Here is an 18,816-nt window from a genome sequence, read left to right as displayed (position 1 = left end):
CTCACCCTGGCTTTCTATATACTGCCGTATCGTTTCAATCGTTGCTCCGCCTGCACTGAGCAGACAGAAGATCTGACTCCAGAATGCATCTTTCATGGTCTAACTCCATTATATTTATCGTCCTTTTTCTTATATCGACGGATATGTATTTATGAACTAATTGTTCTTTTTCAGTATACTACATCAGGGAAGGGAGAACGAGTGTTTCTTTTATACTATAGAGATTTTTTTTGAGCAGATATGCTCAGATGTGCAATTCATCTCACCACCTGAAGAGGTGGGAGAATTCTTGCTACATTTGTTAAAATTTATTCTTCTCAGTGGCCTTAATATATAGTTTATCAAAATATAGAAGAAATGGATATATATTTTCTTTTAATATTTTTATAAAAAAGCTTTATTTTATCACTCTCCAGTCACCGGACGCATCATGGAAAGCAGCTCTTTCCGGTAATGATCGGCCTTTTCCTGATTGCCTTGTTCTTTCCGTACCATCTTTGTGATTCCCGGATACTGTCCCGGGAAGCTTTCCAGCATGATACCATCTCCATAGATTAGGTAAACATCTCCGTCTGTCATATCTTCCTCTGTCAGCTTCTTTCCATTCTCATCCGTAAGCTTATCCGGTATCGTTCCGGAGAAAATCGTGTCCGTGTCCAGATCCGCAAAATACCAGCTGTTATCATCTGTATGAAAATACACTGCTGTCATCGGCTTTTCCCCGCATCCCGCCAGACAGAACATAACAAGTACCGCCAGCATCACGATCCATTTTTTCATTATTCCACCTCCTAGTCTCTGTCAGTATTTGATTGTTTCGACTTCACACCGTGCTAGCACCATGAAAAACATTAATATTACTGACTTCTACAATGTTTTTTATCTGACACTACCATTAGTGGGAGATTTTTGATATAAATTTAATTGATCGTTGGAAGTACTTCCATAACCTGATCAATCACTTCCACAATTCTCTGTATATCCATATTTTCTTTTACATCAGAACTATCATTCACGTTCAAACCATCTTGCCAGTCCTGGACAATAGATACTGCCGGGATATTCACTAATGCAAACGGATAATGGTCACTGTTGGTTGCCATTGTCAGGAAAAATCTGTCACTGGGTGTAAATAGTTCTGACATACTGTTTTTATTTAATTCTGCCAGTTTTTTCAATCCCTCATCATCATATTCCGCATTGTCTGGTCTTTTGTTTCCTTCGATCATCGCCATATAACCCAGATCACTTTTTTCTGCAATAGTATCAATATTTATTACTCCGATGATCTGTTTCCGCTCGTCCTCCGTCAGCTTACCAACATACCATCTTGAACCCAGCATATATTTCTCTTCGCCCGAGAACAGGATGAATTTTATATTATACGGTATCTCTGTATCTTTTAAAATCCTTGCCAGTTCAAGCACTGCTGCCACTCCGGAACCGTTATCATTGGCGCCCACCGAATCTTCTGCACTGTCATAATGGGCACTTATGATCAGATTTTTTGTAGTATCAATGGATGAGTTTTTTGTCACAATGATATTTTCACCAATGCCGTCAACAATTGCATTCTCGGCTGTTGATGCCAGAAACACATCCGCCTGCGAGGAATGCCTTATTGCATTCTCATTGTTTTCATCGTTATATTCGAATTTCTGGTATTCTATATTGTCATATCCCTGATTGCCAAAATATTCACTAATATATTCTTTTACATTCTGTATTGCATCAGAATTTATTGGACGCGGTTCAGAAGTGATTTCATCGATGATCTGTTCAATATTCTGTTCCAAAGGCTCTATTATTGTACCGTTCTGAGTAACACTCTCCGCCATTGTCTGAATTGGTGCTATTAATGATATAACCATAATTAAGGCAATTGTAATTTTTTTCATTTGTGAGCTCCCTCATTTTACCAAGTATTAATCAGTATCTTTTATCCAATAACTTTCCATGCAGAACCATAGGCTACAACGAAAGCTTTTTTCCATACCATAAACATTATCATGTGATATACTTCTGCCAATTAAATCTCAGATTTTGAAAAAGGAACAGACATTGATAATTTTACTTAGTTCCATTCTGGGCTATGCACGGAACACTACAACCACATGATCAAAAAGCAGTAAATCTGATATTCAAATGTACATTGTGATCCTTTTTTAACAAAATTAGCTTTTTTATCATTTATGTTATCAACTGATACTATTATACCATGAACTGCATCACCAACCAAGTGTTCTTTTTTGCTTTTACAGCGTTCGTACAGTACTTTTACAATTCATTGCACATCTGTAAAGGAAGGAGACTTCTTGCTATATATTATGTTAAATTCCTGAAAGTATTTTCTTTGCGTTCTCCAGGTTATTCTTTCCATTTATTTTTAGATATACTTTACTGATTTCAGAAGGCTCTCCTATTTCTCTGCAGAGATCCTGTGCCTGGGAAATGGGTATGTAGATTTTCCTGGAACCTCCGTTTCTCTGGCTTTCTTAATGCCCTCGGTTGTGGCTTCTATCACGACAAATTCTTTTTCATTAGAGTTTATAAGGACATCAATGTGCTGGCAGCAGTTACTTTCGCTGTTCTGCCTGTCAGGATAAAAGAACTGGTCTACGGAAATGTCCAGCAAGGTGACGATTTGGTAAAAGGTATTCAGGTTTGATTATGAGGACGATACGCAGTTTTATGTTTTAGTAGTATTTTATTCTACATACCCGATGACAACATTGATAGATTGAAAGAATGGCGGTAAAATAAATGCGGATAAAATTTGAGACTCCATAATAGATACATATTTCTCTGCTATATTTGAAAAATCGGAGGTGGAACAATGCAGAAGATTTTAATTGTTGAGGACGATATTGACATTCAGGATATATTAAAGAACCATCTGATTGATGCGGGATATGAAGTTGCTGTTGCTTCTGACGGTGTGGCAGGGATTGCAATGTTTGGGGATACCATCGACCTTGTGCTGTTAGACATCATGCTCCCTAAAATCGACGGTTATGGTGTATGTGAGGTCATTCGTAGGCGGTCACAAGTCCCTATTATTATGCTTACTGCGCTTTCGGATGAAGAAAAACAGTTGAAGGGTTTTGAACAGCAGATTGACGATTACATTCCAAAGCCCTTTTCGCCCAAAATCCTGCTGTGCAAGATTGCGGCTATTCTTCGCCGTAGGACTGTGGAAAATCAAAATCAACCCCTGCTTACTTATAAAGAGCTGAGTATGGACGTTGACGGATTCCATGTATATCAAGGCGGAAACGAGGTTGTTTTAACCAGCAAAGAGTTTGCGCTTCTTAGGCTTATGCTTGAAAATCAGGGAAAGGTCTTTACTCGGCAAATGCTACTTGACCGATTGTGGGCGGACGATTTGGAGGTCGAAGATCGGATCGTTGACAGTCACATAAAGAACATTCGCAAAAAGCTGAATGCTGACTATATCAAAACAATCAGAGGGGTGGGATACAGAATTGACAAAGTACATTAAGCAACGGTTATCCGTCAAGATTTTTATAATTACATTTCTTCTACTGGGTGCAGCTTGCGGCGGAACATATTTTTTCATTTCAAAACTGTTACCTACGACATACTCCAATTTGATAAATTCGGCTACGGAGAAATCCGCTATGCACCTTGTTGAGCAAATGACATCCTTTGACAATATATCTGATTGCGAAAATGACATATCTAATTTTTCAAAGGAAACAAATGCTGCTTTTTGGATTGAGGATAGTAACGGTCGTATGATATATCCCGACGAGGCATCAATGGAAACCTCTACTGCTTCGGCAGATTGCACAGTTACATTCGATGAAGATGAATCGTTCATAGATATGCAACCGTCTGGGGAAACCACGACAAATTTTTACCCGTTCACGTTAAAAAACGGTACTGCTTATGAATTGGCAGTTCAAACGGATTTGTTCGTTGTACAGCAGGCAACAAAGGTATTGCTGTCTATTCTTCCGTATGTTATCCTAATGATCTTTCTGCTTTCGCTCCTTTGTGCATGGCTCTATACACGGTACATCACTCGACCTATTGTGCGACTGAGCAAGATTTCAAAGCAAATGGCAGAATTGGATTTTTCCGGTCAATGTGGTACAGGACGAGAAGATGAATTAGGGTGTTTGGCGCAAAATCTAAATTCATTGTCTGCTTCGCTATCCACTGCATTGAACGACCTTCAAACTGCCAACCAACAGCTCAAAACAGATATTGAAAAGGAACAGGAGTTAGAAAGACAGCGGGTAGACTTTTTCTCGGCAGCATCCCATGAACTGAAAACACCACTAACCATCTTGAAAGGACATTTGGCGGGAATGCTGAACGGAGTCTGCGGTTATGAAAACCATATAGAGTACATGGAGCGTTCCCTGGCCGTTGTCGATAGGATGGAAAAGTTGGTAAAAGAGCTGCTGTATGTTTCCAAAGCGGAAGGAACTCAAAAAACTGAATATAAAACCGTTGATTTTGCGGAAATATTTCGGGTACAGATTGCCACTGTAACAGATTTATTGGAAGAAAAGGAACAGTGCCTTGAAGCAAATATTCCTACCCGTCTTTATTGTGAAGTGGAACAAGCACAGATGGAACGGGCGATTCAAAATATATTGGTAAACGCAACTCACTATTCTCCAAGTGGTAAACTGATTCGTATATCTTTGTCCGAAACGCATGGTACAATTCGTGGTGAAATTGAAAACACAGGTGTCCGTGTGCCTGACGATTCTATTCCACATTTGTTTGAAGCCTTCTACCGGGCAGATACATCTCGTAACCGTAATTCCGGCGGAAGCGGATTAGGGCTTTATATTGTTGGCAAAATCATGGAAATGCACCAAGCAAAGTACGGCATTTCAAATACAAACAATGGTGTACTGTTTTGGTTTGAATTGCCTTGCAGGCAGCCGATAGACAACTCCATCTAAAATCCATAATCCTTGCAAATTATATCCAAGTTGCTTTGTTATATTATAGCTGTCCTCAAGAGGGTAGCTACAATTTTTAGAAAGTGAGGTTTTATCAATGAAGAACAAAAAAATTTGGTCAATAGGACTGTGTGGAGCAATCTGTTTAAGCATTGCAGGAGTTACTTATGCAAGTTATGCAAGTGCATTGGCTTCGGATACACCAAAGGTTTCAACATCCGAAACAGGAAACACATCCAGTGCAGATATTCTCTATCAGGATACAGACGGTGGACAAATCAGCGTTGACGGTAAAAATTGGGTCGATGAGGCAGATTATGAGAAGAACAATGCAGCACCAGATGTGCAGTGGTGGACAGCTGATGAATATGAGGCGTGGATGAACGAACAGAAAAAAGAAATGGAATCTTTGATTGGAACCGGAGATGGTTGGTATGATGGGGAAGGCGTATTCCATGAATTTACACAGGAAAGCGTAGCTGCTATGATGGACAGCTATAAAGGAACTCTGGAAAGTATCAAAAAAGGAGTATTGTATTCCAAAGACAACGGTGACGGCGATACCTACTCCATGATTCCACCTACTGAAGATGTAGTTTCCTCTTATAGTGTTGATATAACAAAAGATAACGGAAAAGCAGTACACATCGGGGATTATTCCACAGTTGAGGAATTAGACAAAGCTATTTCTGATGCAGTTAAAAATGGTCAACTCACACAAGAAGAAGCGGACTCCGTTCAGAAATAATAACTAAGCCATTCTGCCGGTCGATGGCAAAAGAAAAAAAAACGTCGTACAGCAGACAAATTGATACGCCCATTTAAAGCAGCGGCCCGCCGCGAGACCATTTCGAAGGCAATCGCCGAATTGCTATATATTATGTTAAATTCCTGAAAGTATTTTCTTTGCGTTCTCCAGGTTATTCTTTCCATTTATTTTTAGATATATTTTACTGATTTCAGAAGGCTCTCCTATTTCTCTGCAGAGATCCTGTGCCTGGTAGATGGGTATGTAGATTTCGTTGCCTTCTATTACTACAGCGGCTTTACAGGGCATATATGAGGTCTGCGGTTCTCTTGCGGAATTGCCGGATAAAGTGGTAAGATCCTCCGTGGCTTTGGCAGTATCCTTCTCTTTTTCATCCAGGGAATAAAAAATATTCAGGTTTTCACCCATCTCTAAGTATTTTTCCTGTTGCTTTTTTGAAATAGCATGATTATTATAGTCTTTCATATCCTGCAGGGAACCATTTCCCAGCAATAACAACGGCATCTTCCCCAGCTCATTCTGAGTTGGATTTTTTCCAAACGCATTCATATCAATTCCTAAAAAAGTCGTTGTTTCCGTATAATCTTCAATTTTGATGACAACCGGGACTTCTATGACTGGCCAGATTTCTTTTATACCTTTTATCTTCTTCGCTTTCTGCAAGAAATCTTCATCATAAGTCAGATCTCCAAGTGGGAGCAACACAGCAAATTGCCGTTTTTCTTCTTTCATACCCGCCAGCAGCATCACTAATAATGTCAATATCAATGACAGCAGAAGTATGACAAATAAGGTAAAGCTGTCTATTTTTTTTCTTTTCAATGAGAGGCCGCCTTTCTCACTTCTTCGAGAAGGATATTTTTCTTATGAAGCTTTCTGACCAGAATCAGGATTATGGAAATAAGCAGTACTGCAACAACTGCAACTATGGAATACCACCAGTTATTGGTTTTCTCCTGGTCATCTTCAACCTTTAAAGACTTTATCTGGGTTTCTTTGATTTCAGAATCAAATTTTATTTCTTCCTCATATGATTTGCCATCTGCATCCTCATACGTAAGAATTAATTGTCCTGCACATTTTCCTGTTTTTCCTTTTACATATATGCGAAGACTTCCTTGGGATAAATCTCCGGCCTCTATGGTCCCTAAGAATGCAGTATCGTTTGAGCTTAATTCATCAGCCTTTAAGCTGACACTTGCATTGTATATTTTGTCTCTTCCTAGATTCATTGCTTTTACCGGGATCTCTACTGTATCCATAGTGTATAAAACAGATGGAATATCTGAAGCTTCCAGCTTAACACGAACCGGTTGGATGATCTGAAAAGACAGTAATTCTGTACCGGTAGTTGCCGTTGCTTTCGAATCTTCATAATCCAGAGAAAAAGTAATGACAGCCTGGCCAGGATCACAGTTTTCTGTTATAGTAATCATCTGTTCCAAAGTAATTGCTTCACCAGGAGCCAGGACTTGTACATAAAAAGAGTTTTTCTCAAATTCAATTCCTTTGTTCTCTGTAGAAAGGGAAATTTTTAAACCAAATACATTTTGACTGCAGCTTTTATTTCGAAATGTCAGCGACATTTCTGTTGTAGAACCAGCCTCCAATCGTCCACCTGAAAGATTGCTGTCTTCTAATAATACCTGCGGTTTATGTAATATTTTTTCACTTGATGAGTCTGATGTTGAATTACCTCCTCCCCCACCGCCCGAATACCCGTTGTCTATAACCGGATCTGTTATCTGCGGGGCGTCACCGTCTTCCGGATTATCACTGTCTATTACAACATGAAAAGGATTCGATTTAGAACCATCACCAAAGTCATCTCCTGATGTAAAAATATCCGGATTCGGATTTTCTTTATCGGTATCAGCTTTATCAGGAGTCTTTTCATCCTCTGCCGGAGGTTCGGTACTCGGAGGTTCGGTACTCGTAGATTCATCCTCTTTTTCATCAAGGGTTAACGAGTTATCATTCTCATAAGATACGGACGGATCTGAGTCCGTAAATCCTTCTTCAGCAGATGTAACTTCCGTGTTTTGAGGCTCTGTGGCAAAAACGGTAGCTGGAAGAAATATTATTGTCGTACACAATACTAATGCCGTTTTTACAAATAAATTTTTCATTATCAGGCAGTCCTTTCTCTTAAGATTCCTCCATCCATTTCATATACGTGGTCACATAAGATTCTGATGTCCTCTTCATTATGGCTTGCCAGCAAAATGGTTTTTCCTGCTGCTTTTAAATCCAGCAGCAGTTCTCTTATTTCTTCCACGCCATGTTTATCCAGTCCATTAAACGGCTCATCCAGGATCAAAAACAGAGGATCTTCCATAATGGCCTGTGCAATACCAAGGCGTTGACGCATTCCAAGGGAATATTTTCCGACGGGTTTCTTCATGTCCGGATCCAACCCTACCCTTTTTAAGACTATGCGGATATCGGCCTTCGAGATCCGGCCATTCATGTCTGCCAGGATCTCCAGATTTTTAAAGCCCGTATATTGTGTAAGAAAACCGGGAGTCTCGATAATAACTCCAAGACTTTCAGGAAAATCCACATCATGGCCTATTTTTTTTCCAAATACAAAAATAGTGCCCGTAGTTACAGGAAGAAACCCACAGATGCATTTCATAAGGACGGTCTTTCCTGAACCATTATTTCCAACAATCCCATAGACGTTCCCTGTTTTCAGGGAAAGATTTACTTCCTGTAACACGATGTCTTCACCGAAACGTTTGGTCACGTGTTCTATTTTTACGCAGGTGTTCTGCATCATTCCACTTGCTCTTTGCGGATCACAGGCCAGATTAAATGTCCCTTCAGATTTCTTCCAATCTTCCATATAAAACACCTCCCAGAATTCCCAGCATTACGAATAAAAACAACAGTAGAAATAGCCAAACTCCTATTTTGTCCGGTCCCCAATTTTCATCAGCCAGTATCCATTCTACTGGATAAAACCATATCTGATTCTTAAAATAGCGGTCATGAAGGATAATTCCGAAATAAAAGCTTACAAAAGGGATTCCATATGCCATGTAAGCAGAATCCCATAAAATCCCGCAGCTTCCACCGAAAGTACTTATGATACTTCCGATAAGTCCTGTCCGAAATGCCTTCATGAGTAAGTCCAGAAGTGCTTCTTTCTGAATAGCACCCTTTATCTCCAGCGGATAGAACACAATAAAATTGATAAAAAGTACCGTTAGTATAGATAACGTCCAGACCATAAAACCAGATACCATAATGGAAAAAACTTTACCTTCGATATACTGTCTGCGAGTCGTTCTGGGAAGTATCTCCTTTAAAAATCCACTTTTATATTCTTGCAGAATGGAATCACTCCATGGCAATACGGCTGCTACCGGAATGGCAAAAGATACTGCCTGACTTTTTAAGGAACCTTCCAGTATACTGATAAAAGTACCACATGTCAGTGCTTTTTTTAAGCTGGGATAAGTCTGTCCAATGGCTATGGAAATGCAGGCTATCAGCCATGCTGCCAGAAAATTCTTATTAAAAAACATACGTTTTGTTTCACCCCACATAGGTTTTCCCCCTTCCGATCATGTCTTTTCTCCAAGAAATTCAAAGGTATATTTTTTCATCCGGTTAATTGCAAAAACTGCAAGAAGAACTAAAATACCCAGAAAAAACATATAGGAATGCGAGATTTTCGGGAGCAATGGATCATAACCCAAGTTATGTTTTCCGTATACTGCCTGGTTCAGAGGACTGATCCAGCAGATTAATACATTTACCTGATACATTTCGTATTTTTCTTTATGTAAAATTGCAGCCAGTACTTTCGGGTCCAATAAAAAACCAAATACACTGTAAAGAAGACCAAAAATCATACCCTTGGTCTTCCCTTTATAGAGATTCCCTACAAGGATTACAAAGCTTAAGGTCAGCGAATAACAAAACAGCAGGAAGAAAACCTGCAGCATACAGCCATAAGGTGAAATACTTTCCATGACTCTTACTGTAGAAGGGACCTGCAGGTTTTTTCCTAATTCTGAATAACCAAGCATGGCCGCAGTTTCGCTCCACAGGTTACCTGGATAACTCTTTTTCATACACAGCACGGCCGTAAACAGCAGCATCAAAACCGTATATAAAACAGTTACAAAAATAACATAAATGAATTGACCTAAAAGCCATTTCCTCTTGGTTGTCCGGGTCAGCTGGTATGGAGTAATAGGTGTCATCTTCGGCAGGTCAGAAAACATAAGAAGCAAGAGCAGCGAACTGGACAGTACTGCTATCCCATCCCCAAATGTCCAGATAAATGGTTCAATGGCCTGTACCGGTGTATCGTAGGTCTCCATTACAACCATGATTCTGCCTGTAAGCAGGAAACTAAGTACAAATTCTAACAGAAATACAAAAATAACTTTGGGATTGCGTAAAAATCCGAAGAAATTGTACCTTACAATTCCAAATACCTGTCTCATGTCAGTAACCCAGATTCCGGTCTATTATACTGCCATCCACGGCATTAATGGTAAGGAAACTTTCATTCGGATCTTTACTGGTATTTGATTCTGTTTCTCCGTTATATTCACTTTCTGAAGTCATGCTGCCGAAAAAATCCCAGACGGGGATCAAAATACCTGTGTGTGCGTCAGTAGACGGCTCATATATTCTGGCATAGCCAAGAACGATCCGATCAATATTATAGACTCTGGAATTTTCATATTGCATATTATCAGCGTTTGTTACCACCATCATTTTTTCATAAATTTTCATAATCTCGCTGAATGAAAGAAGATTTAAATTCTCTGTCTTTATGTTACCAATTGTGTAGGGATTTGAATAAGTCATGCTTTCTATGCCATCTTTATCGACATAGAAACAGAGACTTTCATAAGACCATGTTTCCATCGTGCTGTCCATATCTTCCAATGCCCCACCGTCTGCAATTGTCTGAGTTACCGGCACACCATTTATGGTACGTGCATAATCAATTCTATATCCATTTCCAAAATTACCTGAACTATTATCGCCTTCAAAACTTTTGCACACCGCGTAATTCCAGTTAGAAAACTGTAAATCTGTGATGCCCATTTTTTCAAATTTTTCCTTTACAAGTTTTTTTGCTTCATCCAGGGACAGCCCGATAGATTCTTCTGTGGGTTTTTCTTCCTCTTCAGAATATCCGTAGTCACACCACATTGCATCTTCCGGTATTTTTTTCCCGCCCTTGTTTGCTGCTTTCTTGATCTTGACTGACAAGGTATCGGAGCCATCGGAAGATATCATATAGTAGTATTGTGAATCGTCTGGCATTTGTGCAATACAACTGAAATAATTTCCGGCAACAGGTTTTGCCTCTGTCAGGGTTTTCTTTTCCGGAGCAGTTTCGTATTCCTGTTCCCATGTCTCAATATCTTCATAGATATCATAGACATAATTCCCATCATCGTCTGTTCCATAGTTATACGGATCCAGGTTTCCGTTAGCAACGTCTTCTTTTAGTTCATCCAGAGTTTTTTTAATTTCATCCTTTGTCTTCACATAATAACTATCCAGGGTATAAAGTTTTGCCTCTGAGAAGAATGCGTTTGTAATACGGTCGAGAAGCTCCTGTGTGACTTCTGCCGCAGTGACAGAAATAGCAGATATCTTTTCCACTTCCGGAATTTCTACGCTTGCATCTGTATTTACCACGAGCTTGGCACTGTCATCTTCCACATGGCTTTTATAATTTTGAGGAGCATCAATGAGATTCCTGATGGTTGTCTTTGACTCTGAACCGTCATCGTTCTTGCTTTCAGATGCTTCTCCTTTAGAACCGCTAACATCATCCGCTTCCGTATAAGCATCTACAGCCTTGCTCCCCTTCGGCTTTACCAAAGAAGAATCCGGGGTCTGTGCGCATCCTGTAAACATTCCAATACAAAGCACTATTCCTGCAAACTTTTTTATGTTTTTTCTCATTTCTGGTAATATCTCCTTTCTAAGGTTGTTATAAGTATATCATCGAGCATTACACCAAATCTTTCGCGATTTGTAACTGATATGTAAACGTTAGTGTGATTACCAGAAAACAGAGACGGTAGTTCCTTTTCCCGGATTGCTTTCAATCTTCAGTTGGAAATCGTGCAGTTCTATAATTTTCTGACATAAAGAAAGACCGAGCCCTACACTTCCTTTTGCCCTGGAACGAGATTTGTCTACCATATAAAATGGTTCCGTCACCATTTCCAGATCCTCTTTCGGTATTCCCTTTCCAAAATCCTGAACCATCAGATGGTCTGGGGTTGCCTCAAGCACAATTTTAGATTCTTTCCTGGAAGCTTTGACTGCATTATCAATTAGATTTGTCACTACACTTATCATTAAGTCCTGATCAAACTTCTTTACCAATTCTTTTGGTTCACAAAATACATCAAGAGAGATGTTTTTTTCTTGAAGCCTGCAATCAATGAGTTCTTTTACTTCTTTCAGGAAGTTATCCACCTGTATTTCCACTGGATTGAATGAGTCTTCCGAAGCTTCGTAGAGTCCGGTTAATTCCAGCATTTTCATAGAAAGTCTTGAAAGCCTGCGACATTCATTTTCAATATAAATCAGAGCCTTCTCCTGCCTTTCTGGGGTTAGGCGCACAGTAAGCAATGTATCTGCATAGCCTATGATTGCAGTCATTGGGGTCTTCAGCTCATGAGCCAGACTTCCAATAAGCTGTTTTTGTGTCCGGTTTATGTTAGAAAGACTTTCAATTTGTTCTTTTATTTTACCTGTCATAAAATTAAAGGTTGCACCTACCTGCGCAAGTTCTGTATTTCCCTCTGACGGTACTTTAAAATCATAAATACCTTCAGAAACAAGAAGCGTAGCTTCTCTTAGGCCTGTAAGCGGTGCTGTGATTTTTCTAAGGCTCAAATAAAGGATAATTCCCATCACCACGATCAAAGATAAAGTAAATCCACCCGTCTGAAAAAACAGCAGATGACTTTTTTCTATTACATCTGTTATATCTTTATAAGTAACAATCTGATATCCCATATTTATATTGCCATAGTAAAATAACAAAAGTGTCCTTCCATTTATCTGACTGATCATAGGGCCATGACCATCACTGTTGCTGCCATGATCCACCATGTTTGCCTTACTTGCACATAATTCTCTTAACTTTTTTACATCGAATTCATAAACAGTTCCATTATAGGTCATTTTTCCATCAAGATATAAAACCGCGCTGTCATGAAAAACCTGCCGAAAAGCATAAGTAACTATTTGGGGGCGCGTTTCGTTGTCGGCATTCTGTTTCTGATTGTCGGAAAGGCTTGTTTTATTTTCAAACTGTAAGATATTTGTTCTGAATATACTGCTTTCATAACTGTTGATATTCTGTATACTCTGATTTTTCCAACAATAAGTGGTATAGAGAAAGATCCCTGACGATACCAACAGAATAATACATGTAGTCTGAGCAAAGATCTTTATTAAGAGTTTCATAAATCCACCTCAAGTCTGTAACCGATTCTGGGAATTGTTTTAATCTTATCCTGCCATCCAAGCTTTTTCCTGATACGACCCACATGTGCATCCACAGTTCTTGTTTCTCCGCAGAACTCTTCATTCCACAGTTCCTGCAGAATCTGATTCCTAGTCAGTGCTTTATTCGGGTTTTTGGCGAACACCATGAGACAGTTATATTCCATTGGCTTTAAATAGATTTCCATGCCCATTTTTGTAACAGTACGACTAGACGTATCAATGATAACATCACCAATTTGAATCTGTTCTTGTACAGTGCCATTACGTTCCAGTACCTTTTCAAGACGGACCATCACTTCCAGCATTTCAAATGGTTTTACAATATAATCTTCTGCACCGTCTTTTAATCCCTTTATCTTGCTCGCGATATCTCCCTTTGCAGTAAGAAATATTACGGGAATTTCATATTGCTTCAATTTCGGTAACAGGCTATAGCCGTCTCTTCCGGGAAGCATGATATCTACAAGTGCACACTGAAACGCATGATCTTGAATAATTGCTTCATATGCCTCATTTCCATCCAGATATCCTACTGTTTCATACCCTGCAATCTCCAGATTCATACATAGCAGGTCATTGATTGACATTTCGTCTTCTATCACAAGAATTCTTGCCTTCATAATTATTACCTCACATGTTTTTATAAATATCTTTTCACAGGTTAATTATACATTAAATTCTGTATTGCAGTTGTAACTGATTTGTAACAGCAAAAAAGGAAACCAAAACCATTCTGTGAGAATAGTTTTGATTTCCTGTATAAACCGTTATTTTCTGATCGTTTATAACGCTGGTGAGAGCATTTATTATTATTTTTACTCCATTCCAGAATCATTCGAAAGAGAGACAATGCAAATACAAAAATTATTAAAATCACTAGAATTTTCATACGTAGCCTGATTCCTTTCATTTACCTTTATCAGATCGTGTCATTCAAATCACATCCACTGATGATGCGATTCCATAAGTTCTCCCGCTTGTCTATTCCTTTGGTAAAATAGGGAAGTCTTTCCTCTTCCAGCTCTTCCAGACGAAGCACATTTCCATTCAGATAATTGTCAATCCGGTATCCTGTACTTTTAAGTCTTGTAATCACGCCACCGATTTTTATATCCAGGATCTCATAACCAAATGGCTTTGCATCGTTCATCCAGATTTTTTCTCTTGATGATTTCATATCTGTCAGATTGCAGATGATTTCAGGAATAACATTCTGACTGATATCTTTTAACGCTGCTCTGTCCGATCTGTCATATGCTGATTTTATACACATGCCCAAATCGGCTTTATCAGCTAATACCGCCGCCAGTTTTTCATAAAATGAAAATAAAAGCTGATATTTTCCTGTTTTTTTTGCACATTCCTTCATACATTTCTGTATGTTTTGGTAGTAAGATTTTGTATTGACACCTGCTTCTTTCACATGATAATCAAAAATGCCTAACATTGGATCCTGGTATAACAGATATTTTGAAGGATTTTGAGCCTCTTTATTCTCTTTCGTATTTAAGAATAAGGAATCAAAATTGTCAAGTGCCATAAAATCATCAAATTCTCCGTCTGTGCAGTTCCTGAACTCCTGCTTAAGGATTGTTTCGTCATAGTCTCCGTGAAAATCAAGGTGTGCAAAAAGTACAAGTCCCGGAAGCAAAGCATCCACCGGGGTTTCTGCACCATTATCCATCCATGCTGTACAGAGCACCTCTTTTATATTGTATTTTTTACAAGTAGAAAGAGCTGCCTTGGTACACGCATAGGTCTTAGAATAATTGGGGGAAATTCCGTTCCAAATCCAAGATCCTCCTGCAAAAATAACGTTATCCGAAAGCTGCGCATGGATATCCAGCATTTTTTCATAGGTTCTGGTATCATCATGATAATAGTCCCAATATACTAATCCTAAATCTTTTTTCGGTTTTTCCCATTTGGAGCAGTCCGTGTTTTCGGGCAGATCATAGTATCCGCCTGTAGAATTTGCTGTAATGTACATGTCACTCCATATCATAGGCTTTAATTCTAATTTTCTGCAAATATCTACGACCCTGTTACAATGTTCCCTGATTATCAGTGACCCTTTTTTATATCCATTTTCTTTTAGATAATTTCCAAGTCCCAGCATGACAGCCTCATCCATTCCAAGATGTACCCTGTTGGTAGAAAAATTCTCTTTTACTGAGCTGAGCAGCTTTTCAATAAACTGATAAGTTTCCTCTTTTTCAGGCTGGAGAATGTCCGCAGAATCACGAATCTTATCCATTCCCGGCCACTTCAGCGCATTGTGCAGATGAGCCAGGGTCTGAATACACGGAACAAGCTCTACCCCAAACATGGAAGCGTAAGCATCCAGCTCTTTTATTTCGTCCTTGGTGTATTTTCCTCGATAAGCCCCAAAATAAGGCTGCCCCTCTACTTCATAGGTATCTTCTGTATAAAGCATGAGTACATTCATTCCAAGTTTTGCCAGTGTCCTGATCAGGAATTTCACCTTTTCAACTGTAAATACAGCATTTCTGGAACAATCCAGCATAAGACCGTTTCTTTCAAAGCAGACATGCTCTTGATATTGAAATTCATCCTCTTCCATATGATGTATGGCATAATTAAGTGCCCGGTAATAATGAGATATTTCCCGACAGATGATATGAATCTGGTTTTTTCTTTTATTGATCAATATTTCTGGTCTGTCCTGAAATTTAACAAACAATTCTATGTTTTGGTTGAAACCGTCATTTTCAGCCAGCAGTATTTCAGTACCTTTTTTAATAGTATTATATTCTTTCTTATCAGATGAAAAAACAATGTTCATACGTATTCCTCTTTCTTTAGGAATTCTGCTCTTCTTAATAAATCAATCTTTTTAGCAGAGCATCTCCTGTCAATGTTCTATTTTATTCGTTTGTAAATAATCGGCTCATCATAACCAAAAGTTCTTTTCCCATTTACTTCCATGGACTCTGATACTTCCAATTGATTTTCAGTGAACTTTTCATGCAGAGAAAATTTCAATACGGGAGAAAACATACTTACACTTCCGCCTTCCCATATATCACCTGATTTTCTGAAAAATGCAGGAGTAAATTTTGCAGAACATTTTAGCTGATCATAGTCGGCACCTTTGAACATTTTGTAAGTAAAATTCTTTTTATCATATCCTTCCGGTATCTCATAAGAAATAAGTTTTATTGAATTACTTTCTTCCATGAAAAGAAACAAATGTGAAGAAGAGCGGGTAGTTCCCTGTACAGAATAATAGCTCTCTTCAATCATAAATACGCCTTCGAAACCATTTGGGAGATTTGCAATTCTGGAATTACATATTGTATTGATATGCTTTGCATATGGATACTGTGGATTTGTCTTACTTATTTTTTCAAATTGATCCTTATTATCAAATTTTCCATTCAACAGCGTAACAAAATTTATCAAGTCAGCCATGATCTTATGCCTCCATAATTTTCATCATATAGTTTTCATTCACTATACACCTTCCATATAAAAGAGTCCATGTACAAAATAAGGGAATATATAAACAAAATGCATCAGTTAACAAACATCGGCAGAGGAGCATATCATTGTCCAATTGATATGCCCCTCTTTGTCTGAATTACTGTTCCATTTTATAAATTTACGCATAATATTTCGTACCACACCCTGTTTCTATGGCTGAATCAGGCTAATAAGAACGTTACTGTTAATTGTGTTTATATCTACTTAAGGCACGAATCAGTTTTTCTGACTCCAGTGGTTTGGTAAGATAATCGTCCATTCCAGACTTCAGTGCTTTAGTCTTATCTTCTGTAAAAGCATTGGCGGTCATAGCTATAATCACAACAGCAGATGCATCACTTCTGTTCATTATACGTATTTCTCTGGTAGCTTCCAGTCCATCCATAACTGGCATCATAATATCCATCAGAATTACATTGATCTCACCAACACCTGATTTTGCAAATACTTCAACAGCCTCCTTGCCGTTTGAAGCCCTTATAATTTCTGCTCCTGCATTTGTCAGAAGGAATTCCGCAATTTCCATATTCAATTCATTATCTTCGGCCAAAAGGATTCTCATGCCTTCAATTGATACATCATCTTCCTGGCTTTCTGCCTGCTTCATATCAGCAGAAATAAGGAATGGAAGCTGTACCATGAATGTGGTTCCTACATTTTTCTCGCTTTCAAACTTAATTGTACCGCCCATTTTCTCTATTAGTTTTTTTGTAATTGGCATACCAAGACCTGTTCCTCCATAAACAGATCTTGCACCGCCTGTTTCCTGAGTAAATGGTTCAAAAATATGGTTCTGAAATTCTTTACTCATTCCAACTCCGGTATCCTTGCAGTGAAACTCCAACAGTATATGATTACTTCCTATTAGGAACACTGTAAATACAAGGCTTTTCGGAGCCTGCAAACCAGAAAAAATAATATTTGATCTATCACATTACGCAAAAAGCCGTCCGGCATGAGAAACGGGCGGCTTTTTTGCGTGGATAGACGGAAAGGAGGCACAAAAATAACTACAAAATTTTAGCGCTCTAATTTGTGCAACTTTAACGAAAAGGAGGATCGTAAATGGCCGATGAAAAATTGAACACAGGCCCTGCGGAGAATATTTCCCCGGAGGCCGCCGAGCCTATCGCCACACCCGAACAGGCCGCAGCATCTGAACCCCAGCAGGAACAGACCGGGCCTGCCATACCTGAGCCCGGCGATGTGGTTGTGTCCTTTGACAAAATCAATGAGCTTATGGCAGAAAAGAGACAGAACGCCCGCGCCGAAGTCGAAAAGGCGGAAACCCCCGAAGCGCCGGAGGCGGCAGCCCCCGGAGAAACACCGCAGCCCGCCAATACGGAGGAACCGAAAAAGCCGCGCCGTGGCCGTCCGCCGAAAGCAGAAAAGGCCGCGACTGAAAATCAAAAATCGGAGAAATCGGCTGGGGCCCGCAAGGGCCGCCCACCCAAGGCGGATAAGACGGCCCCTGACAAGCCCAAGCCGTCCAAACGAGACAAAGTGTCCCGAAGTGACGGAAAGGCCCCGGATGCCAAGGAGCCCATTAAGCCCGCACAGGATACGGCACCGAAGGAAACTGCTACTGCGGAACAGACGGCTCCCGAGCCGACCACACCGCCCCGCCCGGTTGAGGAAGGCAAGCTGGTTTATCTGAAACTTTCCGAGGTTCATCCGTTTCACACATTCCGTCCGCACCCCTTTAAGGTACGGGACGATGCGAAGATGCAGGAAATCGTTGCTTCTATCCGCGTAAACGGTGTAATGGTTCCCGGTCTTGCCCGCCCGGAGAAAGACGGAAACGGCTATGAAATTGTAGCGGGCCATCGCCGTACCCACGGCAGTGAGCTGGCTGGACTGGAGGAAATGCCCTTTATCGTCCGTGAAATGACCGACCACGAAGCGGTACAGGCCATGAAGGACAGCAACAAGCAGCGTGACGGGATGCTCCCCAGTGAATTGTCCGCGCTGCTGGAACTCGAGGTTGAGGACATCAAGCATCAGGGCGGGCGGCTGAAAGGTGTTGCGGAAGGCGATGTCGGGAAACGCTCGGTTGAGATTGTAGGCGAGGCGCATGAAATG

Annotated in this window: 17 protein-coding genes and 1 pseudogene; 4 read left to right on the top strand and 14 right to left on the bottom strand. The window is 39.8% G+C overall.

Annotated features, from left to right (window positions below):
* The 3 genes and pseudogenes from DMI82_RS18800 to DMI82_RS18790 all read right to left on the bottom strand — a co-directional run.
* Positions 1–93, bottom strand: a pseudogene (locus tag DMI82_RS18800) (transposase); the annotation flags it as partial.
* A 312-nt stretch (positions 94–405) separates the two neighbouring features.
* Complete coding sequence (locus DMI82_RS18795; RefSeq protein ID WP_015524968.1) at positions 406–780, bottom strand: hypothetical protein; 375 nt, start codon at positions 778–780, stop codon at positions 406–408.
* Between the two features lie 140 nt (positions 781–920).
* The gene (locus DMI82_RS18790; protein ID WP_227574033.1) at positions 921–1,898 is read right to left on the bottom strand and encodes a M28 family metallopeptidase; all 978 of its coding nucleotides are present in this window, start codon (positions 1,896–1,898) and stop codon (positions 921–923) included.
* Between the two features lie 938 nt (positions 1,899–2,836).
* Between DMI82_RS18790 and DMI82_RS18780 the strand changes: the two genes are divergently transcribed.
* The 3 genes from DMI82_RS18780 (at position 2,837) to DMI82_RS18770 (ending at position 5,694) form a co-directional block, all read left to right on the top strand.
* Entirely contained in the window at positions 2,837–3,502 is a 666-nt protein-coding gene (locus DMI82_RS18780; RefSeq protein ID WP_110104239.1) for a response regulator transcription factor, read from the top strand.
* Positions 3,503–3,641: 139 nt separating this feature from the next.
* Positions 3,642–4,946, top strand: coding sequence for a sensor histidine kinase (locus DMI82_RS18775; RefSeq protein ID WP_158526520.1), 1,305 nt, complete (start codon positions 3,642–3,644; stop codon positions 4,944–4,946).
* 97 nt (positions 4,947–5,043) lie between these two features.
* On the top strand, positions 5,044–5,694 hold the full coding sequence (locus tag DMI82_RS18770) for a hypothetical protein (RefSeq protein ID WP_110104237.1): 651 nt from the start codon (positions 5,044–5,046) through the stop codon (positions 5,692–5,694).
* Between the two features lie 135 nt (positions 5,695–5,829).
* Here the strand turns inward: DMI82_RS18770 and DMI82_RS18765 are convergent, their stop codons facing one another.
* From DMI82_RS18765 to DMI82_RS18715, 11 genes are all read right to left on the bottom strand, one after another.
* Entirely contained in the window at positions 5,830–6,537 is a 708-nt protein-coding gene (locus DMI82_RS18765) for a hypothetical protein (RefSeq protein ID WP_242981881.1), read from the bottom strand.
* Positions 6,534–7,844 (bottom strand): hypothetical protein, encoded by a 1,311-nt coding sequence (locus DMI82_RS18760; RefSeq protein WP_110104236.1) that lies wholly within the window; start codon positions 7,842–7,844, stop codon positions 6,534–6,536. Before DMI82_RS18760 ends, DMI82_RS18765 begins: the two co-directional genes overlap by 4 nt.
* A 2-nt stretch (positions 7,845–7,846) precedes the next feature.
* Complete coding sequence (locus DMI82_RS18755; RefSeq protein WP_044925097.1) at positions 7,847–8,497, bottom strand: ATP-binding cassette domain-containing protein; 651 nt, start codon at positions 8,495–8,497, stop codon at positions 7,847–7,849.
* Between the two features lie 43 nt (positions 8,498–8,540).
* A complete protein-coding gene (locus DMI82_RS18750) occupies positions 8,541–9,269 on the bottom strand; it encodes an ABC transporter permease (protein ID WP_242981880.1) in 729 nt (242 codons plus the stop codon).
* Between the two features lie 18 nt (positions 9,270–9,287).
* Entirely contained in the window at positions 9,288–10,178 is an 891-nt protein-coding gene (locus tag DMI82_RS18745) for a hypothetical protein (RefSeq protein WP_110104235.1), read from the bottom strand.
* Position 10,179: 1 nt separating this feature from the next.
* Positions 10,180–11,664 (bottom strand): DUF6034 family protein, encoded by a 1,485-nt coding sequence (locus DMI82_RS18740; protein ID WP_110104234.1) that lies wholly within the window; start codon positions 11,662–11,664, stop codon positions 10,180–10,182.
* Positions 11,665–11,763: 99 nt separating this feature from the next.
* Entirely contained in the window at positions 11,764–12,759 is a 996-nt protein-coding gene (locus DMI82_RS18735) for a sensor histidine kinase (protein WP_242981879.1), read from the bottom strand.
* 422 nt (positions 12,760–13,181) lie between these two features.
* Entirely contained in the window at positions 13,182–13,847 is a 666-nt protein-coding gene (locus DMI82_RS18730; protein ID WP_059085761.1) for a response regulator transcription factor, read from the bottom strand.
* Between the two features lie 299 nt (positions 13,848–14,146).
* A complete protein-coding gene (locus DMI82_RS18725; RefSeq protein ID WP_110104232.1) occupies positions 14,147–16,033 on the bottom strand; it encodes a beta-N-acetylhexosaminidase in 1,887 nt (628 codons plus the stop codon).
* Between the two features lie 77 nt (positions 16,034–16,110).
* Positions 16,111–16,662, bottom strand: a complete 552-nt coding sequence (locus tag DMI82_RS18720) for a hypothetical protein (protein WP_110104231.1) — start codon at positions 16,660–16,662, stop codon at positions 16,111–16,113.
* Positions 16,663–16,918: 256 nt separating this feature from the next.
* Positions 16,919–17,608, bottom strand: a complete 690-nt coding sequence (locus DMI82_RS18715) for an ATP-binding response regulator (protein ID WP_278308666.1) — start codon at positions 17,606–17,608, stop codon at positions 16,919–16,921.
* 191 nt (positions 17,609–17,799) lie between these two features.
* Here DMI82_RS18715 and DMI82_RS18710 point away from each other — a divergent pair.
* On the top strand, positions 17,800–18,816 hold a 1,017-nt coding region (locus tag DMI82_RS18710), incomplete at its 3' end, for a ParB/RepB/Spo0J family partition protein (protein ID WP_110104230.1).

The organism is Blautia sp. BCRC 81119 (assembly GCF_003184505.1).
GTDB classification, from domain to species: domain Bacteria; phylum Bacillota; class Clostridia; order Lachnospirales; family Lachnospiraceae; genus Blautia_A; species Blautia_A fusiformis.
Note: the sequence above shows the minus strand (reverse complement) of the source record. Positions and strands in the feature narration are given on the sequence as shown.

Excerpts from the sequence above, each read along its gene's own strand:
- DMI82_RS18795 (WP_015524968.1), bottom strand. The coding sequence starts at position 780 with ATGAAAAAATGGATCGTGATGCTGGCGGTACTTGTTATGTTCTGTCTG.
- DMI82_RS18790 (WP_227574033.1), bottom strand. The coding sequence starts at position 1,898 with ATGAAAAAAATTACAATTGCCTTAATTATGGTTATATCATTAATAGCA.
- DMI82_RS18780 (WP_110104239.1), top strand. The coding sequence starts at position 2,837 with ATGCAGAAGATTTTAATTGTTGAGGACGATATTGACATTCAGGATATA.
- DMI82_RS18775 (WP_158526520.1), top strand. The coding sequence starts at position 3,642 with ATGCACCTTGTTGAGCAAATGACATCCTTTGACAATATATCTGATTGC.
- DMI82_RS18770 (WP_110104237.1), top strand. The coding sequence starts at position 5,044 with ATGAAGAACAAAAAAATTTGGTCAATAGGACTGTGTGGAGCAATCTGT.
- DMI82_RS18760 (WP_110104236.1), bottom strand. The coding sequence starts at position 7,844 with ATGAAAAATTTATTTGTAAAAACGGCATTAGTATTGTGTACGACAATA.
- DMI82_RS18755 (WP_044925097.1), bottom strand. The coding sequence starts at position 8,497 with ATGATGCAGAACACCTGCGTAAAAATAGAACACGTGACCAAACGTTTC.
- DMI82_RS18750 (WP_242981880.1), bottom strand. The coding sequence starts at position 9,269 with ATGTGGGGTGAAACAAAACGTATGTTTTTTAATAAGAATTTTCTGGCA.
- DMI82_RS18745 (WP_110104235.1), bottom strand. The coding sequence starts at position 10,178 with ATGAGACAGGTATTTGGAATTGTAAGGTACAATTTCTTCGGATTTTTA.
- DMI82_RS18740 (WP_110104234.1), bottom strand. The coding sequence starts at position 11,664 with ATGAGAAAAAACATAAAAAAGTTTGCAGGAATAGTGCTTTGTATTGGA.
- DMI82_RS18730 (WP_059085761.1), bottom strand. The coding sequence starts at position 13,847 with ATGAAGGCAAGAATTCTTGTGATAGAAGACGAAATGTCAATCAATGAC.
- DMI82_RS18725 (WP_110104232.1), bottom strand. The coding sequence starts at position 16,033 with ATGAACATTGTTTTTTCATCTGATAAGAAAGAATATAATACTATTAAA.
- DMI82_RS18720 (WP_110104231.1), bottom strand. The coding sequence starts at position 16,662 with ATGGCTGACTTGATAAATTTTGTTACGCTGTTGAATGGAAAATTTGAT.